The sequence below is a fragment of the Pseudolysinimonas kribbensis genome, assembly GCF_030161895.1.
In the GTDB taxonomy this organism is placed as follows: Bacteria; Actinomycetota; Actinomycetes; order Actinomycetales; family Microbacteriaceae; genus Pseudolysinimonas; species Pseudolysinimonas kribbensis.
In genome coordinates, this window is record NZ_BSVB01000001.1 from 235,847 (window position 1) to 257,384 (window position 21,538).

Consider the following 21,538-nt stretch of genomic DNA (forward strand, 5'->3'; position numbering starts at 1 on the left):
CTCGCGTTCGCGCCGGGCCAGTTCGCGCGCAACCTCGCGGCGCTGATCGCGACTGCGGTGCTGATCTGACATGAGCCCCTCCGACACGGATCGTCGAGTGAGCATACGTCAGCCGGATCAGACGTCGATCAGCACCTTGCCGATCACGCCCGACTCGACCGCGTCGTGAGCATCGGCGGTCCGCTCGAGGGGGAAGCGGTGCAGCGGCAGGCCGGCCGCCTCGCCGACCGGCAGCGCGTCGATCGCGGCGACGACATCCTGCACGCCGGCCTCCAGCGCAGCGGGCGGCACCGTGTAGAGGAGCACGAACTGCAGCCGCGCATTCAGGCCCATGTAGGCGCGCACGTCGAGCGTGAACTGATCGCCGGGATCGCTCGCATAGATCGCGATCGTGCCGCCGCGCGCGAGCACCGCCGTGTCGAGCTCGGCGTTCGACACCGCGGCGACCTCGACGACCGTGTCGACGCCGTCCGGGGCGATCGCACGGACCTGGTCGACGATGTCGGCGTCGCGGTAGTTCAGCACGTGCCGCGCCCCCGCCGCGGTCGCGAGCCGGGCCTTCTCGGCGCTGCTCACCGTCGAGATCACGGTCGCGCCCGCCCAGCTCGCGAGCTGGATGGCGGCGTGGCCCACGGCCCCCGCACCGCCCGCGACGAGCACGGTCGCCCCGGCGAGCGATCCGGGGTGAGCCGCGCCGGCCATCCCTCGGTCACGGTCAGCGCGCGATGCGCCGTGAGCGCCGGCACGCCGAGGCTCGCACCCACGTCGAAGCTCGCGCCCTCCGGCAGCGGATGCACACGGGATTCGGGCAGCACGGTGAGCTCCTGTGCGGTGCCGCTCATCGGATTGGCGTGGGCCGACATCGAGGTCCAGACCCGATCGCCGACCTGGAACCCGCCCACGCCGGGACCGACCGCATCGATCACGCCCGCGCCATCCTGGTTCGGCACGGTCTCCTGCCGCGTCGTGCGCGTCGAGCCCGCCCGCGACTTCCAGTCGGTGGGGTTCACGCCGGAGACGACGACGTGCACCCGGACCTCGCCCTCGCCGGGTTCGTCCGGCTCCCGTTCGATGAGCCGCAACACCGACGCCGGACCGTTCTCGCCGTACACGATGGATCGCATGGCTCCATCGTCACACCTCCCGGCTGTGGGTGATGATCGAGAGATGGAGTCCCAGCCGATCACCCGCGCCATCGTCGATCACCATGTGCTCGCGTCGAGCCTGACCATCGGCCACGTCGAGGTCCGGCGCATCTCGATCGCGCCGGGCGTCACGCCCGGAGCCCACTGGCACAACGGCCCCGTGTTCGGGGTCATCGAGCGCGGGTCGGCGCGCCTGCAGGTGGCTCCGGATGCCGAACGCGTCCTGGTCGCCGGCGACACCTTCTTCGAGCCCGCCGACACCACCATCACCCGCTTCGACGCGACGGACGAGGGCGTCACGTTCCTCGCGTGGTTCCCGATGCCGTCCGGGGTCGAGCCCGACCTGATCATGGGCCGGACACCCCACCCGGCTCCCTGAACGAGTTATTACCAGTCATACTTGGAGAAACGCGGCGGTCCGGCATCCGAGGCACCGCTCGACCCGAGGAGATGACCAACGATGGTGAGCCTTTCCGACGCGCTGACGCGCGAGCACCGCGACATCGACGGCGGCATCGAGGCGTTCGTCGCCGATTTGGACCGCGACGTCGTGACCCCCGAACCGCTGCGGGGGCGTTCGACGCGCTGCGGCGGCACATCTACCTCGAGGAGGAGTTCCTGTTCCCGCCGATCCGCGAGGCGGGCCTGCTCATGCCGGTCATGGTGATGATCCGCGAGCACGGCGCGCTCTGGCAACTGATGGACGCCCTGACCGAGCTCCTCGACGAGAACGACCCCGCCGACGTCGACGACGAGCTGCTCTCGACCTGCCGTGCGCTGCTGGACCAGCTCGACCAGCACAACAGCAAGGAGGAGCCGATCATCTACCCGCACGCGGACGCCGACCTCGACGAGCAGGCCGCCGCGCACCTCGTCGACTTCCTCGAGTCCGGCAGGACGCCGGCGGGGTGGGTGTGCGAAGCGGCGCGGTAGGCGGAGGCCGCCGGATGCCGGGGCCGGTCAGGCGCGGAGGTGCGCGATCGCGACGCCGACGACCGTACTGATCGCGAGCAGCACGAGGAAGACGCGATACGCGGCCTCGACCCATCGCGGCACGGACGCGAGCCAGGTGGCGCGGAACGCGATGACGAGCGCGGCGAGCAGCAGCACCGACCCGACGTCGACCAGCCACGGGATGCCGGCCAGCGAGCCGCCGATCACGAGGGCGTTGCCCGCGTTCCAGGCGCCGACCTGGGCCCAGGCCCACGGCATCCGGCGCCCGGTACGCGGTCGGCGAGCGCGGGCTCGCCCCATCGCGTACTGCGCCACGCCGGCGACGAGCACCAGATAGGCCGCGGTCCAGCTGCCGAGGGCGAGGTGGAGCGGGCCACTGACGGCGGCGACCAGGCCGCCCAGCACGACGCAGGCGGCGCCGATCGCGGTCAGCGCGGCCGCCGGGGTCGCCCGCCGGTCGGTCACGAGGCCCGGGTGCCGCCGACGCCGCCGAGGTGCACCAGGCAGAGGTCGGGCTCGACGAACCGGTCGAGCCGGTCGACGGAGATCGGCGAGCGCCAGGTGCTCATCGCGCCCTGCATCATGCCCAGGTGGACCGGGCAGACGACCTCGGCGTGGTCGACCGCGAGCTCCAGGAAGGGCAGCTGCGCAGGCCGATCCGCGACGGCGCGCCGCTCTGGTCGCGCTCGGGCGCGAAACCCAGGTCGTCGAGCATGCCGACCAGGAGCTCGGTCGACTCGTCGGCGCTCACGCTCGCGTCGACGTCGGCCTGGTCGGCGGCGAGCCCGGATGCCTCCCGCCGCCCCCAGGCGCGCCCGGCCTCCGTGGCGCGGCCGACGGGGTCGGCCTCGGCGGCGAGCGCCGCCACGAGCGCCTCGGCGAGCACCCGGTAGTGCCGGGGACCCGCGGGGTCCATGCGCGGCGCCGCGCGGTACAGCTGCGGCGGCCGGCCCGGGGCGCGCAGCTCCGCCCGCGTGCGCTCGACCGTGCCGGCGGCGACGAGGGCGTCGAGATGGAAGCGGACCGTGTTGAGGTGGACGCCGACGCGCTGGGCGATCTCGGCGATGCCCAGCGGCCCGCCCGCGTCGCGCAGCGTCCGCAGGATCTCGGCCCGGCGGGTTCCGGATCGGCGGAGCGGCGGCGGCGTCGTCATCGCCTAGAGTTTACACAAGTGCAAATTAGAGAAATAGGCGGACGATATGCCGATGGATGCCGAGCTGGACGTGCGCGGAATTCGCAAGCCGGACAAGCATCCGGCCATCTTCGCCGCCTACGCGGCCCTGCCCGTCGGCGGCGCGTTCGTGCTGGTCAACGACCACGACCCGAAGCACCTGCACGACCAGTTCGAGGCCGACCACCACGGCAGCTACGCGTGGGAGTACCTCACCACGGAGCCGCGCGACTGGCGCATCCGGATCACCAAGCTGGCCGGCACTCCCCTGCCGCGCATCCTGGTCGACACCGCGACCGTCGCTGCGGACCCGGCGACCGCCGACGCCTCGGGCGCGGTCTGGAAGCTCGAGGCCCGCGAACGCGACCTCGACTCCAACCTCATCGCCCTGCCGCCGGGCGGCACCATCGCCGCCCACACCGGTCCCGACATCGACGTGCTGATCCACGTGCTCGCCGGCGATGGAACGCTCACGACGGAGCTCGGCGAGATCGCCCTCAGCCCCGGCGCGCTGCTGTGGATGCCACGTCGCTCCCGCCGCCAGTTCACCGCGGGCGACCGGGGTTGCGGTATCTGACCGTGCACCAGCGACGCCAGTCGCTCGTGCTGAGCGCGCGGGGGTCTGCGCCGTTGCCGTGAGCGCTCCGCGCCCGCGCACCTAATCGACGTCGCGAAGACAGCTGCGTCCAGCTCGCCGGTGTGGATGAGCACCATCGCCCGCGTACTGAAGGCAAGCGGGAGGTCGCTCAGGGCTCCGACGCGTCGGGCCACGTCGACGTAGCGCGCCGAGATCCGAGACCATCGCTCGTCGCCCCACAGGTGCACCGCGGCGAGGCTCGCGGTCCACATCCACCGCAGGCTGTCATCGGCGCCGTCTTCGAAGGTATCCAGTGCGCGCCTGAGGCTGGGCACCCCCGCGGCGTAGCCCCGCCCGAAGTTGAGCGCGAGACCCTCCAGGAGGAGGTCGGCCGCACGCGGCATGGACGGCATGTCCACCGCGGAGGCGGCAGCGGCCACATCTCGCACACCTCCCCCGGCGCCGGCGAGACGTCCGGCGAACATCGACGCGACGAACGCGTCGAGGTACGAGTCCGAGACATGCCGCAGACTGTGACGAGGTCAGACCGGCCAGGTGGTATATTTACTGGCATGAATTCAGTCGGATACCCCGATAGCGATCAGGTGCTCGGTGACCTGGGAACCGGTTTCGTGCACGCGTTCATAGACGCGGTCGACGGGGCACGCGATGACTTCGCCGCGTTCAAGCAGTGGCAGCCGGGATGGTTTCCCAGCTTCACCGGTCGCTTCACCGCAAACTTCCTCCATGAGCGAATCTGGGATCGGCTGGTCCGGGTGGTCGACGGGACGGAGGGCATCCACGTCAACGACCGCGAGCCCGTCCGGGAACTGCGCAGCGGAACCACATACCTCATCCGCATCAAACGGCACCACCCCGGTGACCGGATCTCCGCCTATCCGACCGAGGCGTCGAGTGCGTTCTGGTCCAACAGCATGCTCACCCTCGAAGGACTCGAGTCCTTCAGTCTGGCCCTCGGCTACTACTGGGATGCCGAGCTGCGCGCGGTCGGAGACGCCATCCTGTCCTTCCGCGATGGGAAGGACAACCCGATCTGGGCGATCCGGCTTCGCCGCGACACAGGCAACGCATCTGGGTTCTCCTGGACGCCGGTCGCTCCCGACCTGCCCGAGATCGACCTCAGCGGCGTCCTCCGCGAGACCGAGGAGGAGTCCGGGTCATGAGCTACCGAGTCGGCGACGTCATCCTCGTTCTCCGACGCGCCGCAGACATCACCCAAGAAGAGCTCGCCGCACGCCTTGGCATCACACAGGCCGCGCTTTCCCGGTACGAGAACGATCTGCGCGAGCCCGATGACGAGATGCTCGAAAAGCTCGGAGAGGCGCTCGGCGTCACCGCCGAGTTCCTTCGGCATGAGTTCCAAATGCACGGTGCGATCGCTGCCGACGCGCACATGCGCCGGCAGAAGACCACCAAGCCCTCGGACTGGAAACGCGTCGAGGCGCGCCTGAATACAATGCGGATGCACTCCTCGTACCTGCTGGAGCGTGTGCCGCTCCAGCTGCAGAATCATGTGATCCAAGTCGATCCCGACGAACACAACCCCGATCAGGCCGCGGCGATGCTCCGCGCCGCCTGGCGGATGCCGATCGGACCCGTGCGGAACCTCATCCGCTGGGTCGAGTCAGCCGGCGTCATCGTCATCGAAGAGGACTTCGGTACGCATCGCATCGACGGCATGTCGCAATGGGCGGGAGAACATGCCGTCATCATCCTTAACGGTGCGCTCCCAACGGACCGGAAACGCCTCACCGTCGCACACGAACTCGGCCACCTCGTCCTCCACACCCAGTACATGGATCCCGATGTCGAAGACCAGGCGAACCAGTTCGCCGCCGAATTCCTCATGCCCGGCCACGTGATCGGCCCGCAGCTGACGAACCTCACCCTCGGCAAGCTGTCCGACCTGAAAGCCGAGTGGGCTGTCTCGATGCAGGCGATCTTCGAACGCGCCTACCGAATGGGCAAAGTCACCCCAGATGAACGTCAACGCTTCTACCGGCAGATGAACAGCCGAGGCTGGAAGACGCGCGAACCCGGCAACGAACTGCTCCCTCCGGAAACCCCTGAACTCGCCCCATCCGTAGGCCAACGGCTCGACCAATCCGGACTGACGCGACGAGAGATCCAGATCCTTATCGGAGCGCGCGACGGTCATCCGACGCCCTTCGATGCGCCCCGCCGCGCACTGAGAGCCGTGTGAAAGAGAGACGCGATGAGTTCGCACTAGTGCGCCAACGCCCGATCCCGCGCGACCGATCAGCTGCGGGCGCAATATCCGACGTCAGCGCGAGAGGCGCTGGATGCCGTTGTTGGTGAACGTCAGGATGTAGGTCTCGTGAACCTTGATCCGTGTCACGTTGAGCCTGTCCGCGGCAAACATCAGAGAGTCGCCTTCGACGCCCAGATGTTGCGCCACGACGAGCGTGACGATCACGTCGGTCGCGGCGCGGAGGGCTCGGAGACCGGGGCCCATCATGAACGGAGCCTGACCCGGTTTCCCGGACGGGTTCTATCTGTTGATCATGCCGCGGTTGCGGCGGGGGTGTGAAGCCTTTCGTAGTCGATAGGGCTGAGGTTGCCGAGGGCGGTGTGGCGGCGGGTCGGGTTGTAGAAGCCCTCGATCCACTCGAATATCGCCGACGACAGCTCGGTCTTCGAGGTCCAGTTCGAGCGGTCGAGGAGCTCGCGCTGCATCGTCGACCAGAACGACTCGATGAGCGCGTTGTCGACGCTGGACGCGACCCGGCCCATCGAGCCCAGGAGTCCTGCTTGCCGGAGCCGGTGGCCGAACAGCCAAGGGGTGTATTGAGCTCCGCGGTCCGCGTGAACAACAGTTCCGGGTTCGGGACGACGTCGCCAGCGGGCCATCTCGAGCGCGTCGACGACGATCTCCGCGGTGATCCGGTCGGAGATCGACCAGCCCACGATGCGGCGGCTGAACGCGTCGATGACAGCTGCGCAGTAGACCCACCCGTCCCTCGCGCGGTGTTGGGTGATGTCGCAGAACCAGAGCCGGTTCGGCTGATCTGCGCGGAACTGGCGCTTCACGAGATCCTCGTGGGTCGCGGTGTCCGGCTTCCAGCCCCGTCGCTTGCGGCGGTGGGAGACCCCGGTCAGGCCGTCCAGACGCATCAGCCTCGCGACGCGTTTCTTGCCGACGTGGATGCCGAGCCCGAGTCGCAGTTCGGCGAGCACCCGCGGAGCGCCATAGGTGCCGCGCGAGTCGCGGTGAACCCGACGAATCGTGCTCGTGAGCTGCGCGTCCGCGACCGCTCGCGGCGACGGCGGACGCGACGCCCAGTCGTAATAGCCGGACGTCGAGACCTTCAGAAACCGGCAGGCCACCGCGACGGGAACACCGTCCGCGGCGAGCTCCTGGACCAACCGGAACCCTATTTTGGGAGCACGTTCTCCCTGGCGAAGTAGGCGCTGGCGCGCTTGAGGATCTCGTTCTCCATCTCCAGCACCCGCAGCCGCCGGCGCAGCTCGACGAGTTCCTTATGTTCGTCAGTTGTCAGCCCGGGCTTGCGCCCCGAGTCGATCGCGTCACGATTCATCCAATTCCGCAGGCACGATTCGCTGATCCCGAGATCACGAGCAGTCTGACCGACCGGGTTGCCCTGAGCGATCAGATCAAGGGCACGACGCCGAAACTCCGGCGGGTGAGCAGCAGGCATTACACGGACTCCTTCCGAGACGATCATCGCCTCACTCAAGATGTCCGGGAAACCGGGTCAGGCTCCCAGGTCGAACCGTGTTCGCTTTGCGAGTTCGCGCGGGAGGTCGGTTAGCAGATTCAGTCGCACGGTATAAGGCTCCTCCATCAACCAAGTAAAGCTCCACTCGAATGTGGGTAGCGCCGCGACAACCCATCCTCGCCGTGCCAGCACATCACCGACGCGCGAATGCACGGGTTGTGCGTTAGGGACGCCGAGGTGGCGGCGATACGGCGTTGTTGAACACCGCATCAAGTAGCCTCGCGGTCCCGGTTTGGTCCCGGCTCGCGACAACCGCAGAGCCAGAAAGTCTCAAACGGGCGACGAGACCTCGACCCCACCCGGCGTTCGCGAAAAAACGATCTCTGACGAAAAACCGGCTCTCATCAGGTATTTTTGTCGGGATGACAGGATTTGAACCTGCGACCCCCTGACCCCCAGTCAGGTGCGCTACCAAGCTGCGCCACATCCCGTTATTCACTTTTCAGGCTGAACCAGCCGCTAGCCCCTATAACCCCCAGTCAGGTGCGCTACAAGCTGCGCCACAGCCCGTGACTTCGCCGGTCACCCGGCGCGATCTCCCACCTTACCGGACCGCGCCGAGCCGCCGGCTCAGTCCAGGACGTCGCCGTCGACGTACGTCCACCGGCCGTCGACCCGCGCGAAGCGGCTGCGTTCGTGCAGCCGGCCCACGGCGCCCGACGCGTCGCGGAACGACGCGCGGAACTCGACCACACCCTCCGCGTCGTCCGCTCCCCCGCGCACGACGTCGACGAGCTGCAGGGCGCGCCACGTCATCCCGTCATCGAGGTCCAGCTCGGCCGGTCTCGTCTCCGGATGCCAGGTGCGCAGCAGATAGGGCGCCAGCCCCAGCGCGAAGGAGCTGTAGCGGGACCGCATGAGCGCCTCGGCGGTCGGTGCCGCGGCGCCCAGGTGGTACGGCTCGCAGCACGCCTCGTAGGGGCGGCCGGAGCCGCACGGGCACACCGGGGCGCTCACGCGATCCGGCGCACGCGCACCACCGAGTCGTGCAGGGTCGCGGGCTCGCCGTCGGGTCCCGAGCCGGTCCGCTCCCGCACCTCCGCGAGTTCGACCCGCCACGCGGCAGGGTCGAGGTCGAGCGCGGCGAGCTCGGCCTCGGGAGTGATCCCGACGTGGTCCGGATGCGCCGACCACGGCGGCAGCTGCGCGTGCGCGATCGAGACCAGCCGACCACCCGCCGCCACCCGGCGAGCCGCCCGGCGCAGGATGCCATCCCGATCCAGCTCCCGGCTCGACTGCAGGAAGCAAGCCGTCACGAGCTCGACGCCGTCGGGCACCTGCCATGTCTCGAGGTCGGCGGCGATCCACTCGATCGCGTCGGCGAGGCCGAGGTCCTCGGCGGCGGCGCGGCCGCGCCCGATCGCCACGTTCGAGATGTCGACGGCGGTGACGTGCCATCCCTGCTGCGCGAGCCAGACCGCGTCGCCGCCCTCGCCGCACGCCAGGTCGACCGCGCGCGCCGCGGCGCCGCTCGGGCGCGGCGCGACGTCGATGAGGGTCGCGTTGGGGCGACCCGACCAGACGGCGCCGCCGGACGCGTAGCGCTGCTCCCAGTACTCCGCGACGCTCACGCCGTCGTGCACGTCGCCGGGGTGGTGCTCGTGCTCACGCATCGGCGCCGAGCACCTCGACAGCCTCCGCCGTGGTGACGACCTCGGCCTGCCGCGGGAACACCTTCTGCGTGAGCACGCGATGCACCTCGTCGTCGAGATCGGAGCACGCGTCGGCCACGACGATCAGCCGGTAGTCGCGGTCGGCGCCGTCGCGCACGGTCGAGAGCACGACGCCGCTCGTCGAGATGCCGGCGAGCACGAGGGTGTCGATGTCCCGTTCGCGCAGGCGGGCGTCGAGGTCGGTCGTCGAGAACGCGCCCACCCGCGTCTTGCGGAACACCGGCTCCTCCACGTCGATCTCCAGCCGCGGATCGACCTCGCTCATCGCCGGGTCGGCTCCGGCCATGCGCGCCGCCAGCCCGGAGAACATCGGATTCGTCGCCGGCACGGCGGCCGCCTCCTCGGGTGCCAGCGCGACGTGCACGTACCCGACGAGCACGCCGGCATCCCGTGCCGCATCGCGCAGCGCGATCGCGTTCGGCAGCACGACATCCGCGGGATAGCGCGCCAGCACGCTCGGCTGCAGGTCCATGAGCAGCAGGGCGGTGCGGGCCGGATCGATCGGGTTCATGGTGCTCTCCTCACGCCGGGATGGCCGAACGGTACACGTGCGTGACGTACGGCAGCAGGAGCAGACCATCGCTCCCGGCCGACCGCTCCGCGAGTTCCCGCACGCGGTCGAGCAGCTGGGCCCGCGCATCCGGGGCGGCCTGGATGGTGGCGCTGCGCGACGCCACGAGGTCGACGAGACCGTCGACCGTCAGCGGGTACTGCCACGCGAACTCGGCCGTCTCGAGCGCGCCGAACGGCGCCCCGAGCACCGGGCCGCCGCGCTCGACGAACTCCTCCGCGTCGCTCGCGTCGATGATGGTCGCGAGCTCGGCCGCCCAGCCGGAGCGGGTGTCCCGGACGTTCCAGATCAGTCCGAGGGTTCCGCCCGGCCGCAGCACACGCGCGGCCTCGACGGCCGCCGCGGGCGGGTCGACCCAGTGCCACGCCTGCCCGAACGCGACCGCGTCGACGGAGGCGTCGTCCAGCGGAAGCTGCTCCGCGCTGCCGACGAGCGTGCGGATCTCCGGATGCTCGGCCTCGAGCTTGCGCAGCATGCCGGCATCCGGGTCCACGGCCACCACATCGCGTCCGGTGGCCGCGATCACTGCGGAGAGCTTGCCGGTGCCCGCGCCGACGTCGGCGACCCGGCGGGCGGCATCCGGGAGCATCCAGGCGACGGCCTCGGGAAGGTACGACGGGCGGGCCCGCGCGTACGCATCGGCGGCCTGATGGAACGAGGTGGCACGGGATCCCGACATCGATCCCACCCTACGTCCGCGCTAGTGGCCCTTCTCCGCCTCGCGGTACGCGGCGATGAGCGCGGGCGCACCCTGCGTCCACACCGGACCGTGGCCCGGGATGACGAGATCGACGTCGAGCCCCGCGAGGCGATCCAGTGCGGCCGACGATCCGGCCTGGTCGTCGGTGAACGGGGCGGGCTGCGGTCCGGTCACGCCCGTCAGCACGTTGCGCGTCGTGAGCTCGTCGCCCACGAAGACCGCGCGCACGGCGGGCACGTGGACGGCGACGCTGCCCGGGGAGTGGCCCGGCATCCCGATGATCACGGGCGCGCCCGGCAGCGGCAGCACGTCGCCGTCGTTCATGGGCATGACCTCCTTCACCGCGGGCATCTTGAGGCCGCCCTTGCGCAGCGCATAGGCGAAGAACCGGAGCACGGGGCCGAGCCGGCGCCGGTCCTTCGGCGTCGACGGCGGCTTCTCGCCCATCGCGCGGGCCGCGTCGGCGGCGCCGATGTAGACCGGGATGCCGAGCTCCGACCGCAGGCGCTCCGCGAATCCGGTGTGGTCGCTGTCGCCGTGCGTCAGCACGATGCCCCGGATGTCGCCGAGCGGCCGGCCGAGCGCCGCGAGTTCGCGGGTCAGGTCGGCGTACTGGCCGGGAAGGCCCGTGTCGATGAGGGTCATCCCCTCGTCGGTGACGATGAGATGGACGGCGACGATGTCGTTGCCGATGCGGCGCAGGCCGGGCACGAGTTCCATGATGGCTATGCTAATTAGCTATCGAGGGGAGATGCAAATGCCGACGCCGGAGAAGACCAGCCGTGCCGCGATCGTCGCCGCGGGGCGGGAGATCATCGAGCGCGGGGGCCCGGAGGGGCACGGCGGGCTCGACGGCCTCACGATGCAGGCCGTCGCCGAGCGGGCCGGCGTGCGGGCGCCGTCGCTCTACAAACGCGTGCGCGACCGTCGGGAGCTGCTGGCGCTCGTCGTCGCGGCCACCCTCGACGACCTGACCGATCGGCTCGAGGCCACCGCGGCGGAGGCCGACCCCGCACGCCGGCTCGTCGTGCAGGCCGACGCGTTGCGCGGATTCGCGCACGAGCATCCGGTCGGGTTCGGGCTCGTGTTCTCGGCGCACGGAGCGCCGCGACCGGATGCCGCGGCGGTCGTGCGCAGCGTCACCCCGCTGCTGGACGCGGTCGGCGCCCTCACGGGGCCCGAGCACGCGCTCGAGGGGCCCGGCTCGTGACCGCGTGGGCGAACGGCTTTCTCACGATGGAGCTCGGCGGGATGTTCGGGCTCGGAGGGGATGTGGATCGCGCGTGGCGCTGGGGGCTGGAGCGGATGGTCGCGGCCCTGCGCACACCGGGCGCGGACGCCGAGTTCTCCACAGAATAATCGGCCTACCTCCCGAACAGACTTTCGAACGGGGAGAATGGAGGCATGTCCCCGGCCTCCCTCTCCGACGCGTTGCGCATGGCGCTGAGTGTCGTCGAGTGCGCGCCGATGGAGCCCTTGGCGGCGGTCGGCGATGAGCAGCTGCGCGCCCTGGTCGCGCTCGGCGCGTCGCTGCGGCAGGCGGTCGAGCGCCGCGCGGCGCTGATCGCGGGCGAGGTCGCACGGCGCTCCAGTCCCGAGCTCGGGCTGTCCGGGTTCGCGCAGCGCGCCGGACACCGCACGGTGCAGGAGTTCCTGCGCGCCGAGGCGGGCATGACCGGGCGGGATGCTGCGGCCGTGACTCGTGTCGGCGAAATCACAAACGTCCCGGGTGCGCTCGGCGACGCCTTGCGCGACGGGCGCGTGAGCGTCGCCGCGGCGGATGCGATTCAGGCGGGTCTGGGGTCTGCCGGGTCGGGGTCTGCCGGGCAGGGGTCGGCGGGCGACTCGATTCCTCCCGACGTGATCGCTCAGGCCGTCGAGCGGCTGTGCGAGGAGTCCGCGACGATCGATCCCGACCGGCTGCAGAAGCGGGCGCGCGAGCTCCGCGACGAGCTCGACGCGGCCGGCATCGTCGACCGCGAGCGGGCGCGGCGTGCCGCCCGGTCGTTGCGCCTGGTGCGCCAGCCCGACGGCATGACGCGCATCGTGTGGCTGCTCGATCCCGAGTCGGCCGCCGTCGTGACCCAGATCTACGACCGGGCGACGTCGCCACGACGCGGCGGACCGCGGTTCGTCGAGGCCGGTGCCCGCGAGCGCGCGCGGAGGGTCGTCGACGACGAGCGCAGCACCGAGCAGCTCGCGTCGGACGCGTTCACCGAACTCCTGCGGTCGTCGGCGACGATCGATCGCGCGGTGCTGCTCGGCGGCGACGAGCCGGCGGTGCGGGTGCTCGTGCGCGTGGCCGACCTGGCGTCGGAGAACCCCGCCGGGCACGGCGTGCTCGAATCGGGCGAGGCGGTCGGGATGGCGACGGTCGCGCGGCTCGCATGCGGCGGTTCCGAGGCGGTCCTGTTCGCCGACGACGGCCGGGTGCTGACGCTCGGGCGCACGCAGCGCCTCTTCACCCGGCGTCAGCGACGCGCGCTCGCCGCACGCGACGGCGGATGCATGTGGCCCGGATGCGAACGGCCGCCATCCTGGACGGAGGCGCATCACATCCGGCCGTGGGCTCAGGGCGGCCGCACCGATGTCGACGACGGGATCCTCCTGTGTCGGCACCATCACCTGCGGCTGCACGACGAGGGATGGAGGATCAGGCGGATCGGCGGCCGATATCGACTCGAAGCGCCGCCCGGGTCCGGCCGGCAGAGCATCATGCTCGAGACGAAGTCACGCGCGGTGCGGGAGCTGCTGGCAGGATGACGCGTGATTCAGTGCGCGCGACGACGGTTCGGCCGCCAGTGCGCCGTGGTTCAGCGCCCGCGGCGGGTGAATTCGTGGTGGGTCACGCCGCTCGGGGTGGTCGTCGAGCGGATGTCGAAGCGTTCCTCCAGGCCCTCCTGCCCGGCCCAGAGGGAGGAGCCCCGTCCGAGCACGATCGGCACCACGACGACGTGCATCGTGTCGACCAGGTCGGCATCCAGGAACTCGCGCACCGTCGTCGGACCGCCGCTGACCTGCACGTCGAGACCCGCCGCCGCCTCGCGCGCCTGCCGCGCGACCTCGCCGGCCGGCGCGTCGACGAAGTGGAAGGTCGTCCGGCCGAGCACCAGATCGGGGCGCGGACGGTGCGTCAGCACATAGACCGGTGTGCCGTAGGGGGCTCCTCGCCCCACCAGCCGCGCCACTCCGGATCGTCCTGCCACCCCGGCAGCCCGAACATCCGAGACCCCATGACGTGCGCGCCGATGCCCTCGAGGTTGCGGCGGGCGAACGCGTCGTCCGCCTCGATCGCGGGTGTCGGCTCCGGCTCCGTCCCGAGGTGGACGCGCTGGAAGGAGGGCGTCGCGAGGAACCACTCCATCAGCCGCATGCCGGCATGGCCGAAGGGCGACTCGAGCGTCGGGTCCTCGCCGGCACCGAAGCCGTCGAGCGACACCGCGAGGTTGTGCACCCGGATCCGGCTCACCGCTTGCGCTTCTCCCGCACCCGCATGTTCACGACGATCGGCGTGCCCTCGAAGCCATAGACCTCGCGCAGTCGCCGGGTGATGAAGCGCCGGTAGCCCGGATCCAGGAACGCGGTCGTGAACAGCACGAACGTCGGGGGCCGGGTCGAGGCCTGCGTGCCGAAGAGGATGCGCGGCTGGCGGCCGCCCCGCACCGGGTGCGGGTGCTCGCCGACGAGTTCCGCGATGAGGGCGTTGAACTTTCCGGTCGGGATGCGGGTGTCCCAGCTCGCGAGGGCGAGCTCGAGCGCCGGCACCAGCTTCTCGAGGTGCCGGCCCGTGCGCGCCGAGATGTTGACGCGCGGCGCCCACGCGATGTGCGCGAGATCCTGCTCGATCTCCCGCTCGAGGTAGCGGCGGCGATCGTCGTCGAGCAGGTCCCACTTGTTGTAGGCCATCACGAGCGCGCGACCCGATTCGAGCACCAGGTCGATGATGCGCAGATCCTGCACCGAGATCGGCTCCGTGACATCGATGACGACGACCGCCACCTCGGCCTTCTCGAGTGCGGCGCTCGTGCGCAGCGACGCGTAGAAGTCGGCGCCCTGCTGCAGGTGCACGCGCTTGCGGATGCCGGCCGTGTCGACGAAGGTCCACACCTTGCCGCCCAGCTCGATCTGCTCATCGACCGGATCCCGGGTCGTGCCGGCGAGCTCGTTGACGACCACGCGCTCCTCGCCGGCCGACTTGTTCAGCAGCGAGCTCTTGCCCACGTTCGGCCGGCCCAGGATCGCGACCCGGCGCGGGCCGCCGATCTCCTGCTTCGCGACCGTCGAGACCTCCGGCAGCACCGACATGACGTGGTCCAGCAGGTCGGCGACGCCGCGGCCGTGCAGCGCCGACACGGGCCACGGCTCGCCGAGACCGAGGCTCCACAGCACGGCGGCCTCGGGATCCCGGATCGCGTCATCGGCCTTGTTGGCGACGAGCATGACCGGCTTGCGCGAGGCGCGCAGCATGCGCACGACGTGCTCGTCGGTCGCGGTCGCACCGACGTTGACGTCGACCACGAACAGCACGGCATCGGCGAGGTCCACGGCGACCTCCGCCTGCGCCGCGACCGAGGCGTTGATGCCGCGGGCATCCGGCTCCCAGCCGCCGGTGTCGACGAGCGTGAACCGGCGCCCCATCCACTCCGCCTTGTAGGCGACGCGATCGCGGGTGACGCCGGGCACGTCCTCGACGACGGCCTCGCGCCGGCCCAGGATGCGGTTGACGAGCGCCGACTTGCCCACGTTCGGGCGTCCCACGATCGCGAGCACCGGCAGCGCCGGCGAGTAGGTGATGCCGTCGGGACCGGCCTGGGCGACCTCCAGGATCTCGCGATCCTCGTCCTCCAGGTCGTACTCCTCGAGCCCGGCGCGCAGCGAGGCGGCGCGCTGCTCGGCGAGGTCGTCGGGGATCGCGTCGAGACGCGCGGCCAGCTCCGGATCGGCGGCGAACCCGGTGTCGTCGATACCGTCGATGCCGTCGTCGGCGGCTTCGCGGCCGGACCGATCGCGGTCCGGTGCGTCATCGTTCGCGTCGCTCATGCGCCGGTCCTCTCGTGGACGAGGGCGACGACGGCGTCGACGGTCTGGTCGAAGTCGAGGTCGGTGGAGTCGAGGGTGGTGACGCCGGGCGCCGCGGTCATGAAGTCGACGACCTGCGCATCCCGGCGGTCGCGCTCCCGCAGCTGGCCGGCGGTCGCCGCCTGCGCGGGCGCGAGATCCTTGCTGCGGCGCGCGATGCGCACCTCCTCGGATGCCGTGAGCAGGATCCGCACGGCGGCGTCCGGCGCGACCACGGTCGTGATGTCCCGCCCCTCCACCACGATCCCGGGCACCTGGGTGGCGTCGATGAGCCGCCGGAACGTCTCGTTGAGCGCGGAGCGCACCGCGGGGATCCGGGCGACGTCGCTCACGACGGCCGAGACCCGGGGCTCGCGGATCGCGGTCGTCACGTCGTGCAGGCCGATGTGCACGATCGTGCCGTCGGCGCCGGGCACGGTGCGGTAGTCGAAGTCGTCGAGCAGCGCGACCACCGCGTCAGCGTCGTCGAGGTCGACGCCGCGCTCGAGCCCGAGCCAGGCGAGCGCGCGATAGGCGGCCCCGGTGTCGAGGAACGCGTAACCGAGCCGCTCGGCGGCGGCGATGCTCACACTGGACTTGCCGCTGCCGGCGGGTCCGTCGACGGCGACCACGATCGGACTCACGCGTCGGACCCCTTCGCCTCGACGAGCGACCAGCCGCGGCCCTCGAGCGCCGCCGCGAGCCGGTGCGCCGCCTCCGGCAGCACCGCGATCTCGGCGAAGCCGACCTGAGCGCCCGGCGAGTGCTCCAACCGGAGGTCCTCCATGTTGACGCCCTCCTCGCCGATCTCGGTGAGCAGGCGGCCGAGCTCGCCCGGCTCGTCGGGCACCGTCACCAGGATCGCGGCGAACCGCCGATCCTGCCCGTGCTTGCCCGGGATGCGGGCGACACCCTCGTTGCCGGCGACGAGCGCCTCGGCGACCGTGCGCGGTGCGCCGATCCGGTGGGGGTGCTCCAGCGCATGCAGCACCTGGTCGAGGTCGTGCCGCAGCGCCGTGAGGATCTCCGCCACCGGCGCCGCGTTCGCGCCGAGGATCTGCACCCAGAGCTCCGGGTTGCTGCCGGCGATGCGGGTCGTGTCGCGCAGCCCCTGACCGGCGAGGCCGACCTCGGCATCCGGTGCCTCCACCAGCCGCGCCGCGAGCAGCGACGCGACGAGCTGCGGCACGTGCGAGACGAGCGCGACGCCATGGTCGTGCTCGTCGGGACGCATGCGGCGGGGGCGGCGCCGACGTCGAGCGCGAGATCCTCGACGGCACGCAGCCGCTCCGGGTCGACCGCGTCGTGCGGCGCGATCACCCAGGGCCGGCCGAGGAACAGATCGGCGCGCGCGGAGACGGCGCCGCCGCGCTCGCGGCCCGCCATCGGGTGCGAGCCGACGTAGCGCGCGAGGTCGGCACCGGCCTCGGACAGCTCGCGCAGGATGCCGGACTTGACGCTCGCGACGTCGGTGACCAGCGCATCCGGGAACGTGTCGAGCTCTCGGGCGACCACCTCGGCGACCGCCTCCGGCGGCACGGCCACGACGACGAGCGCGGGCGCGTCGTCGTCGGCGGCGGGGCGCCCCGCGCCGTAGTCGACCGCGAGCCGCAGCGCCGACTTCGAGGCGTCGGCGAGCACGACCTCCACGCCGCGCTCGCGCAGGGCCAGGCCGATGCTGGCGCCGAGCAGCCCGGCACCGACGATGCGGACCGGTCCGCGTGTCCGAGCTGTGGTCGTCATGAGGGCTGGCCGTTCCGGGCCAGCGTGAGCAGCCGGCCGACCTCAATCGTATCGAGATCGCGGATGCGGCCCGAGCCGAGCGACCCCAGATGCAGAGGCCCGAACTGCCGGCGGACGAGCTCCTGCACCGGATGCCCCACCGCGTCGAGCATCCGGCGCACGATGCGATTGCGCCCGGAGTGCAGCGTGAGTTCCACGATGGCGTGGCCCCGCGACGGCTCGCCCACCAGGCGTGCGCGGTCGGCCGCGATCGGCCCGTCGTCGAGCTCGATGCCTTCGCGCAGCCTCCGCAGCGTCGCCGCGGTCGGGATGCCCCGCACGGTCGCGATGTACGTCTTCTGCACCCCGAAGCTCGGGTGGGCGAGCACGTGGGCCAGCTCGCCGTCGTTGGTGAGCAGCAGCAGGCCGCTCGTGTCGGCATCCAGCCGCCCGACGTTGTAGACGCGCTCCTCGAGCTCGTCGGTCCAGCGGCGCAGATCCGGTCGGCCGCGATCGTCCGCGAGCGAGCTCACGACCCCCGTCGGCTTGTTGAGCATGAGGTAGCGCTTGCCGGGGTCGAGCTGCACCGCCTGGCCGTCGACCGCGATGTGATCCACGGCCGGATCGACGCGCCGGCCGAGCTCGGTGACGACCTCGCCGTTCACGGTGATCCGGCCCGCGACCATGTACTGCTCGACGACGCGGCGGGATGCCACGCCCGCGGCCGCGAGCACCTTCTGCAGCCGCTCGCCCTCGGTTCCGCTCATCGCAGGTCGTCGAACCCGTCGGCGCCGTCGGGCAGCAGCGGCGAGATCGGCGGGAGTTCGTCGAGCGAATTGATGCCGAGCTGGGTCAGCAGCAAGCCGGTCGTCTCGTAGTGGATGGCGCCCGTCTCGGGGTCGGTGAACGCCTCGGTGATGAGGCCCCGCCCCACGAGCGTGCGGACCACGGAGTCGACGTTCACCGCACGGATCGACGCGATCGAGCCGCGGCTGATCGGCTGCTTGTAGGCGATCACGGCGAGGGTCTCGAGTGCCGCCTGCGACAGCCGGGTGGGGTTCTGGGTGAGCACAAGGTCCGCCACGACCGCATCGTGCTCGGGCCGCACGTAGAGGCGCCACCCGCCGCCGACCTCGCGCAGCTCGAATCCGCGACGCGGGCCGCCGTCCTCGCCGTCGTAGTCGGCGACGAGCCGTTCGATCGACTGCCGCACCGCCGGCACCGGTGCGCCGATGGCGGTCGCGAGGCTGACGAGCGGCAACGGCTCGTCGGCGACCATGAGGATCGCCTCGAGCGCCCGCTCGATGTCTGCCACCACTGGTCGAGTGGCCGGCTCCCCCGGTGCCTCGACCTCCGCCTGCTCGCTCATGACCTCAGGCATCGTAGTCGGCCCCGAGCGTCGCGAGGCTCTCGTCGCTCCACTGCGGGGCCGTCCACGTGAGCGTCAGGTCGCCGAGCGGCTCGACCTGCTCGAACGAGATCGCCGCATGCCGCAGCAGTTCGAGTACGGCGAGGAATCGCGCGATGACGACGCCGCGCTGCTCGATGCCCGCGATCAGCTGGCGGAACGTGAGCGGCTCCCCGCCGCGCAGCAGCGCGACCACCTGGGCCGCCTGCTCCCGGATGCTGACCAGCGGCGCGTGCAGATGGTCGAGCCCGACGGTGGGGATCTCGCGCGGCGCGAACGCGAGCGCGGCGAGGGCGGCGAAGTCCTGTGCCGTGAGGGTCCAGACCAGCTCGGGGGTGCGCTCCCGGAACCGCTCCTCGAGCCGCACCACCCGCGCGTGCCGCGTCGACTCGCGCTCGAGGCCCTCCCCGAACCAGGCGGCCGCCTCCTTGAAGGCCCGGTACTGCAGCAGCCGGGCGAAGAGCAGGTCGCGCGCCTCGAGCAGCGCGACGTCGCCCTCGTCGACGAGCTCGCCCTGCGGCAGCAGGCCGGCCACCTTCAGGTCGAGCAGGGTCGCCGCGACGACGAGGAACTCGCTCGCCCGGTCGAGCTCGCCGCCTGAGTCGAGGCCGTGCAGGTAGGAGATGAACTCGTCGGTCACGGCGCTGAGGGAGACCTCCGTGATGTCGAGTTCGCGCTTGGCGATGAGCGAGAGCAGCAGATCGAACGGCCCGCTGAAGTTGTCCAGCGCGAGTGAGAACCCGGGCGCCTGATCGTCGCCACCGGCTTCGAGAAGGCTCGGGAGCGCGCCGGGGGTGGTCGACGCCATGGTTACGCGACGGCGCCGCGGAAGACGAGTTCGCGCGCGAGCTGCCGGTAGTTCTCGGCCGACGTGTGCTCCGGGGCGAACGTCGTCACGGGCGCGGCGGCGACCGACGCATCCGGGAACTTCACGGTGCGGGCGATGACGGTCTCGAGCACCTGGTCGCCGAACGCCTCCACGACCCGCTGGAGCACCTCGCGCGAGTGGAGGGTGCGCGAGTCGTACATGGTCGCCAGGATGCCGTCGAGCGTGATCGCCGGGTTCAGCCGGTCGCGGATCTTCTCGATCGTCTCGACGAGGAGGGCGACGCCGCGCAGCGCGAAGTACTCGCATTCGAGCGGGATGACGACGCCGTGCGCTGCGGTCAGCGCATTGACCGTCAGCAGTCCGAGCGAGGGCTGGCAGTCGATCAGGATGACGTCGTAGCGATCGGTGACCTGACGCAGCACACGTGCGAGGATCTGCTCGCGCGCGACCTCGTTGACCAGGTGCACCTCGGCGGCGGAGAGGTCGATGTTGGCGGGGATGATGTCGAGGTTCTCGACGCCCGTCGGCAGGATGGCGGCCGTGACGTCGCGCTGTGCGCCGAGCAGCAGGTCGTAGATCGTCGTCACGTCGTGGGTCTGCACTCCGAGGCCGGCGCTCAGCGCACCCTGCGGGTCGAAGTCGATCGCGAGCACCTTGCGGCCGTACTCGGCGAGCGTGGCGCCCAGGTTGATGGAGGTCGTCGTCTTGCCGACGCCGCCCTTCTGGTTGCAGAGGGCGATGATCCGGGCTGGGCCGTGCGATCGCAGCTTCTTCGGCACCGGGAAGTCGCGCAGCGGACGCCCGGTCGGGCCGAGCTTCGGGGCCTCGAGACCCGCCAGCTCGGTCACGTCCTCCCTCTGCGCCGACATGCCCCGAGTCTAAGTCGGGGCCCGGGGGCGGCCCCGGCGGCGCGCGTCAAGCTGAGGTTGAAGGTTGGGCATCCTGCGCCCCCGTCCAGTGAGCCCAATTGGGGTCGGCGAACACATCGCCGACCCCAATTGGGCTCACTCAGCGGGCGCGGGGGTGCGCCGTCGCGTACATGTCGCGCAGCGCGTCAGCCGTGACCTTCGTGTAGATCTGCGTCGTCGCCACGCTCGCGTGGCCGAGCAGCTCCTGCACCACCCGCACGTCCGCTCCGCCCTGCAGCAGGTGGGTCGCGAACGAGTGCCGCATCGAGTGCGGCGAGAGCTCCACGCCGAGCTGCGCGCGCTCCCCGCGGCCCGGATGATCAGCCACGCGTTCTGCCGCGACAGCCGCGCCCCGCGCACCCCGAGGAACAGCGCCGGCGTCGCGCGCCCGTGCGCCGACATGAGCGGCCGCGCGCGCACGAGGTAGGCGTCGAGCGCCGCGCGGGCGTACGAGCCCACCGGAACGATCCGCTGCTTGCCGCCCTTGCCGAACAGCCGGATGACGTCGGCCGCCCCGTCCTCGCCGATCAGGTCGTCGACGTTGAGGTCCACGGCCTCCGACACCCGTGCCCCGGTCGCGTAGAGCAGCTCGAGCAGCGCCTTGTCGCGCAGCCGCGCCGGCTCGTCGCCGTCGGTCGCGGACAGCAGCGCCTCCACCTGCTCGATCGTGAGCGCCTTCGGCAGCCGCGCGGGCAGCTTCGGCGCGGGCACCTCGACGGCCGGATCGGTGGTGAGCAGGCCCTCCTCCACGAGGAACCGCGTGAACCCCCGGATCGACGACAGCGCCCGCGCCACCGACGAGGCGGCCTGCGGGTGGTCTCCTCCCGGAGTCGCCGCGCGTGGTCGGTGACGATCGCCGGGGTCAGGGCGGCGGGTACGGTCGCCCCGGCCGCGGCGGCCGACACGAGGAACGCCGTCAGATCGCGCCGGTACGCGGCGACCGTGTGCGGCGAGCGACCGCGCTCGATGGCGACGTGCCGCAGGTAGCGCTCGAGCTCACGATCGAGCAAACCGACGCCCGAGACGGGTGTCGGCGCTGG

At 71.3% G+C, this 21,538-nt stretch carries 27 protein-coding genes, 1 tRNA gene and 3 pseudogenes; 9 read left to right on the forward strand and 22 right to left on the reverse strand.

Going from position 1 to position 21,538, the window contains the following annotated elements; genetic code table 11:
- Positions 1-117 precede the first annotated feature (117 nt).
- Positions 118-1,124, reverse strand: a pseudogene (locus QQK35_RS01350) (NADPH:quinone reductase).
- Between the two features lie 43 nt (positions 1,125-1,167).
- Between QQK35_RS01350 and QQK35_RS01355 the strand changes: the two are divergent.
- From QQK35_RS01355 to QQK35_RS01365, 3 genes are all read left to right on the forward strand, one after another.
- On the forward strand, positions 1,168-1,524 hold the full coding sequence (locus tag QQK35_RS01355) for a cupin domain-containing protein (RefSeq protein ID WP_284252291.1): 357 nt from the start codon (positions 1,168-1,170) through the stop codon (positions 1,522-1,524).
- An 81-nt stretch (positions 1,525-1,605) separates the two neighbouring features.
- Positions 1,606-1,812: a hypothetical protein gene (locus QQK35_RS01360; RefSeq protein WP_284255776.1), complete on the forward strand. Its 207-nt coding sequence runs from the start codon at positions 1,606-1,608 to the stop codon at positions 1,810-1,812.
- A complete protein-coding gene (locus tag QQK35_RS01365) occupies positions 1,764-2,078 on the forward strand; it encodes a hemerythrin domain-containing protein (RefSeq protein WP_488803438.1) in 315 nt (104 codons plus the stop codon). Before QQK35_RS01360 ends, QQK35_RS01365 begins: the two co-directional genes overlap by 49 nt.
- Before the next feature lie 27 nt (positions 2,079-2,105).
- Here the strand turns inward: QQK35_RS01365 and QQK35_RS01370 are convergent, their stop codons facing one another.
- Both QQK35_RS01370 and QQK35_RS01375 read right to left on the reverse strand, forming a co-directional pair.
- Positions 2,106-2,564, reverse strand: a complete 459-nt coding sequence (locus QQK35_RS01370) for a hypothetical protein (protein WP_284252293.1) — start codon at positions 2,562-2,564, stop codon at positions 2,106-2,108.
- 115 nt (positions 2,565-2,679) lie between these two features.
- The gene (locus QQK35_RS01375) at positions 2,680-3,252 is read right to left on the reverse strand and encodes a helix-turn-helix transcriptional regulator (RefSeq protein WP_284252295.1); all 573 of its coding nucleotides are present in this window, start codon (positions 3,250-3,252) and stop codon (positions 2,680-2,682) included.
- Positions 3,253-3,304: 52 nt separating this feature from the next.
- Here QQK35_RS01375 and QQK35_RS01380 point away from each other — a divergent pair, with 52 nt between their 5' ends.
- The 3 genes from QQK35_RS01380 to QQK35_RS01390 all read left to right on the forward strand — a co-directional run bounded on the left by QQK35_RS01380 (position 3,305) and on the right by QQK35_RS01390 (position 6,071).
- A complete protein-coding gene (locus tag QQK35_RS01380) occupies positions 3,305-3,847 on the forward strand; it encodes a DUF2249 domain-containing protein (RefSeq protein WP_284252297.1) in 543 nt (180 codons plus the stop codon).
- A gap of 572 nt (positions 3,848-4,419) precedes the next feature.
- On the forward strand, positions 4,420-5,031 hold the full coding sequence (locus QQK35_RS01385) for a hypothetical protein (RefSeq protein WP_284252299.1): 612 nt from the start codon (positions 4,420-4,422) through the stop codon (positions 5,029-5,031).
- Complete coding sequence (locus QQK35_RS01390) at positions 5,028-6,071, forward strand: helix-turn-helix domain-containing protein (RefSeq protein WP_284252301.1); 1,044 nt, start codon at positions 5,028-5,030, stop codon at positions 6,069-6,071. Before QQK35_RS01385 ends, QQK35_RS01390 begins: the two co-directional genes overlap by 4 nt.
- A gap of 81 nt (positions 6,072-6,152) precedes the next feature.
- On the opposite strand, the gene QQK35_RS01395 is transcribed toward QQK35_RS01390, so the two are convergent.
- The 9 genes from QQK35_RS01395 to QQK35_RS01435 all read right to left on the reverse strand — a co-directional run bounded on the left by QQK35_RS01395 (position 6,153) and on the right by QQK35_RS01435 (position 11,293).
- Positions 6,153-6,347, reverse strand: a complete 195-nt coding sequence (locus tag QQK35_RS01395) for a hypothetical protein (RefSeq protein WP_284252303.1) — start codon at positions 6,345-6,347, stop codon at positions 6,153-6,155.
- A gap of 44 nt (positions 6,348-6,391) precedes the next feature.
- Positions 6,392-7,255 (reverse strand): IS3 family transposase, encoded by an 864-nt coding sequence (locus QQK35_RS01400; RefSeq protein ID WP_284252305.1) that lies wholly within the window; start codon positions 7,253-7,255, stop codon positions 6,392-6,394.
- A gap of 8 nt (positions 7,256-7,263) precedes the next feature.
- The gene (locus tag QQK35_RS01405; RefSeq protein ID WP_284252044.1) at positions 7,264-7,575 is read right to left on the reverse strand and encodes a transposase; all 312 of its coding nucleotides are present in this window, start codon (positions 7,573-7,575) and stop codon (positions 7,264-7,266) included.
- A gap of 411 nt (positions 7,576-7,986) precedes the next feature.
- A tRNA-Pro gene (locus QQK35_RS01410) sits at positions 7,987-8,060 on the reverse strand.
- Positions 8,061-8,199: 139 nt separating this feature from the next.
- Entirely contained in the window at positions 8,200-8,586 is a 387-nt protein-coding gene (locus QQK35_RS01415) for a YchJ family protein (protein WP_284252307.1), read from the reverse strand.
- Entirely contained in the window at positions 8,583-9,242 is a 660-nt protein-coding gene (locus QQK35_RS01420) for a class I SAM-dependent methyltransferase (protein ID WP_284252309.1), read from the reverse strand. Before QQK35_RS01420 ends, QQK35_RS01415 begins: the two co-directional genes overlap by 4 nt.
- Positions 9,235-9,813: a cysteine hydrolase family protein gene (locus tag QQK35_RS01425; RefSeq protein ID WP_284252310.1), complete on the reverse strand. Its 579-nt coding sequence runs from the start codon at positions 9,811-9,813 to the stop codon at positions 9,235-9,237. Before QQK35_RS01425 ends, QQK35_RS01420 begins: the two co-directional genes overlap by 8 nt.
- 10 nt (positions 9,814-9,823) lie before the next feature.
- Positions 9,824-10,552 carry a class I SAM-dependent methyltransferase gene (locus QQK35_RS01430; protein WP_284252312.1) on the reverse strand — a complete coding sequence of 243 codons (729 nt, stop codon included), beginning with the start codon at positions 10,550-10,552 and terminating at the stop codon, positions 9,824-9,826.
- A 21-nt stretch (positions 10,553-10,573) separates the two neighbouring features.
- Positions 10,574-11,293, reverse strand: coding sequence for an MBL fold metallo-hydrolase (locus tag QQK35_RS01435; RefSeq protein WP_284252314.1), 720 nt, complete (start codon positions 11,291-11,293; stop codon positions 10,574-10,576).
- Positions 11,294-11,330: 37 nt separating this feature from the next.
- Between QQK35_RS01435 and QQK35_RS01440 the strand changes: the two genes are divergently transcribed.
- From QQK35_RS01440 to QQK35_RS01450, 3 genes are read left to right on the forward strand one after another with little or no spacing between them, the layout of a single operon-like run.
- Positions 11,331-11,783, forward strand: a complete 453-nt coding sequence (locus QQK35_RS01440; protein WP_284252316.1) for a TetR/AcrR family transcriptional regulator — start codon at positions 11,331-11,333, stop codon at positions 11,781-11,783.
- Positions 11,780-11,932, forward strand: a complete 153-nt coding sequence (locus QQK35_RS01445) for a TetR-like C-terminal domain-containing protein (RefSeq protein ID WP_284252318.1) — start codon at positions 11,780-11,782, stop codon at positions 11,930-11,932. Before QQK35_RS01440 ends, QQK35_RS01445 begins: the two co-directional genes overlap by 4 nt.
- 45 nt (positions 11,933-11,977) lie before the next feature.
- Positions 11,978-13,336, forward strand: a complete 1,359-nt coding sequence (locus QQK35_RS01450) for an HNH endonuclease signature motif containing protein (RefSeq protein ID WP_284252320.1) — start codon at positions 11,978-11,980, stop codon at positions 13,334-13,336.
- Between the two features lie 50 nt (positions 13,337-13,386).
- Here the strand turns inward: QQK35_RS01450 and QQK35_RS19510 are convergent, their stop codons facing one another.
- From QQK35_RS19510 to QQK35_RS01495, 10 genes and pseudogenes are all read right to left on the reverse strand, one after another.
- Entirely contained in the window at positions 13,387-13,713 is a 327-nt protein-coding gene (locus QQK35_RS19510; RefSeq protein WP_348534862.1) for a dihydrofolate reductase family protein, read from the reverse strand.
- Positions 13,707-14,042, reverse strand: a complete 336-nt coding sequence (locus QQK35_RS19515) for a dihydrofolate reductase family protein (RefSeq protein ID WP_348534863.1) — start codon at positions 14,040-14,042, stop codon at positions 13,707-13,709. The genes QQK35_RS19510 and QQK35_RS19515 overlap by 7 nt, the downstream gene beginning before the upstream one ends.
- Complete coding sequence (gene der, locus QQK35_RS01460) at positions 14,039-15,613, reverse strand: ribosome biogenesis GTPase Der (protein WP_284252321.1); 1,575 nt, start codon at positions 15,611-15,613, stop codon at positions 14,039-14,041. Before der ends, QQK35_RS19515 begins: the two co-directional genes overlap by 4 nt.
- Positions 15,610-16,275, reverse strand: a complete 666-nt coding sequence (gene cmk / locus QQK35_RS01465; RefSeq protein ID WP_284252323.1) for a (d)CMP kinase — start codon at positions 16,273-16,275, stop codon at positions 15,610-15,612. The genes der and cmk overlap by 4 nt, the downstream gene beginning before the upstream one ends.
- Positions 16,272-17,374, reverse strand: a pseudogene (locus QQK35_RS01470) (prephenate dehydrogenase). The gene cmk and the pseudogene QQK35_RS01470 overlap by 4 nt, the downstream one beginning before the upstream one ends.
- Entirely contained in the window at positions 17,371-18,120 is a 750-nt protein-coding gene (locus QQK35_RS01475) for a pseudouridine synthase (protein WP_284252325.1), read from the reverse strand. Before QQK35_RS01475 ends, QQK35_RS01470 begins: the two are co-directional and overlap by 4 nt.
- Positions 18,117-18,722, reverse strand: coding sequence for an SMC-Scp complex subunit ScpB (gene scpB / locus QQK35_RS01480; RefSeq protein ID WP_284252326.1), 606 nt, complete (start codon positions 18,720-18,722; stop codon positions 18,117-18,119). The genes QQK35_RS01475 and scpB overlap by 4 nt, the downstream gene beginning before the upstream one ends.
- A 4-nt stretch (positions 18,723-18,726) precedes the next feature.
- Positions 18,727-19,569 carry a segregation and condensation protein A gene (locus QQK35_RS01485; protein WP_284252328.1) on the reverse strand — a complete coding sequence of 281 codons (843 nt, stop codon included), beginning with the start codon at positions 19,567-19,569 and terminating at the stop codon, positions 18,727-18,729.
- A gap of 2 nt (positions 19,570-19,571) precedes the next feature.
- Positions 19,572-20,459: a ParA family protein gene (locus QQK35_RS01490; RefSeq protein WP_284252330.1), complete on the reverse strand. Its 888-nt coding sequence runs from the start codon at positions 20,457-20,459 to the stop codon at positions 19,572-19,574.
- Between the two features lie 139 nt (positions 20,460-20,598).
- Positions 20,599-21,508 (reverse strand): annotated as a pseudogene (locus QQK35_RS01495) (site-specific tyrosine recombinase XerD).
- Positions 21,509-21,538 lie beyond the last annotated feature (30 nt).

Bases quoted from the DNA above. Each gene is read 5' to 3' on its own strand.
- scpB (WP_284252326.1), bottom strand. From the start codon at position 18,722: ATGAGCGAGCAGGCGGAGGTCGAGGCACCGGGGGAGCCGGCCACTCGA.
- QQK35_RS01485 (WP_284252328.1), bottom strand. From the start codon at position 19,569: ATGGCGTCGACCACCCCCGGCGCGCTCCCGAGCCTTCTCGAAGCCGGT.
- QQK35_RS01375 (WP_284252295.1), bottom strand. From the start codon at position 3,252: ATGACGACGCCGCCGCCGCTCCGCCGATCCGGAACCCGCCGGGCCGAG.
- QQK35_RS01450 (WP_284252320.1), top strand. From the start codon at position 11,978: ATGTCCCCGGCCTCCCTCTCCGACGCGTTGCGCATGGCGCTGAGTGTC.
- QQK35_RS01440 (WP_284252316.1), top strand. From the start codon at position 11,331: ATGCCGACGCCGGAGAAGACCAGCCGTGCCGCGATCGTCGCCGCGGGG.
- der (WP_284252321.1), bottom strand. From the start codon at position 15,613: ATGAGCGACGCGAACGATGACGCACCGGACCGCGATCGGTCCGGCCGC.
- QQK35_RS01405 (WP_284252044.1), bottom strand. From the start codon at position 7,575: ATGATCGTCTCGGAAGGAGTCCGTGTAATGCCTGCTGCTCACCCGCCG.
- QQK35_RS01390 (WP_284252301.1), top strand. From the start codon at position 5,028: ATGAGCTACCGAGTCGGCGACGTCATCCTCGTTCTCCGACGCGCCGCA.
- QQK35_RS01430 (WP_284252312.1), bottom strand. From the start codon at position 10,552: ATGTCGGGATCCCGTGCCACCTCGTTCCATCAGGCCGCCGATGCGTAC.
- QQK35_RS01475 (WP_284252325.1), bottom strand. From the start codon at position 18,120: ATGAGCGGAACCGAGGGCGAGCGGCTGCAGAAGGTGCTCGCGGCCGCG.
- QQK35_RS01360 (WP_284255776.1), top strand. From the start codon at position 1,606: ATGGTGAGCCTTTCCGACGCGCTGACGCGCGAGCACCGCGACATCGAC.
- QQK35_RS01355 (WP_284252291.1), top strand. From the start codon at position 1,168: ATGGAGTCCCAGCCGATCACCCGCGCCATCGTCGATCACCATGTGCTC.
- QQK35_RS01420 (WP_284252309.1), bottom strand. From the start codon at position 9,242: ATGCGTGAGCACGAGCACCACCCCGGCGACGTGCACGACGGCGTGAGC.
- QQK35_RS01380 (WP_284252297.1), top strand. From the start codon at position 3,305: ATGGATGCCGAGCTGGACGTGCGCGGAATTCGCAAGCCGGACAAGCAT.
- QQK35_RS01435 (WP_284252314.1), bottom strand. From the start codon at position 11,293: ATGGAACTCGTGCCCGGCCTGCGCCGCATCGGCAACGACATCGTCGCC.
- QQK35_RS01425 (WP_284252310.1), bottom strand. From the start codon at position 9,813: ATGAACCCGATCGATCCGGCCCGCACCGCCCTGCTGCTCATGGACCTG.
- QQK35_RS01490 (WP_284252330.1), bottom strand. From the start codon at position 20,459: ATGTCGGCGCAGAGGGAGGACGTGACCGAGCTGGCGGGTCTCGAGGCC.
- QQK35_RS01385 (WP_284252299.1), top strand. From the start codon at position 4,420: ATGAATTCAGTCGGATACCCCGATAGCGATCAGGTGCTCGGTGACCTG.
- QQK35_RS01395 (WP_284252303.1), bottom strand. From the start codon at position 6,347: ATGATGGGCCCCGGTCTCCGAGCCCTCCGCGCCGCGACCGACGTGATC.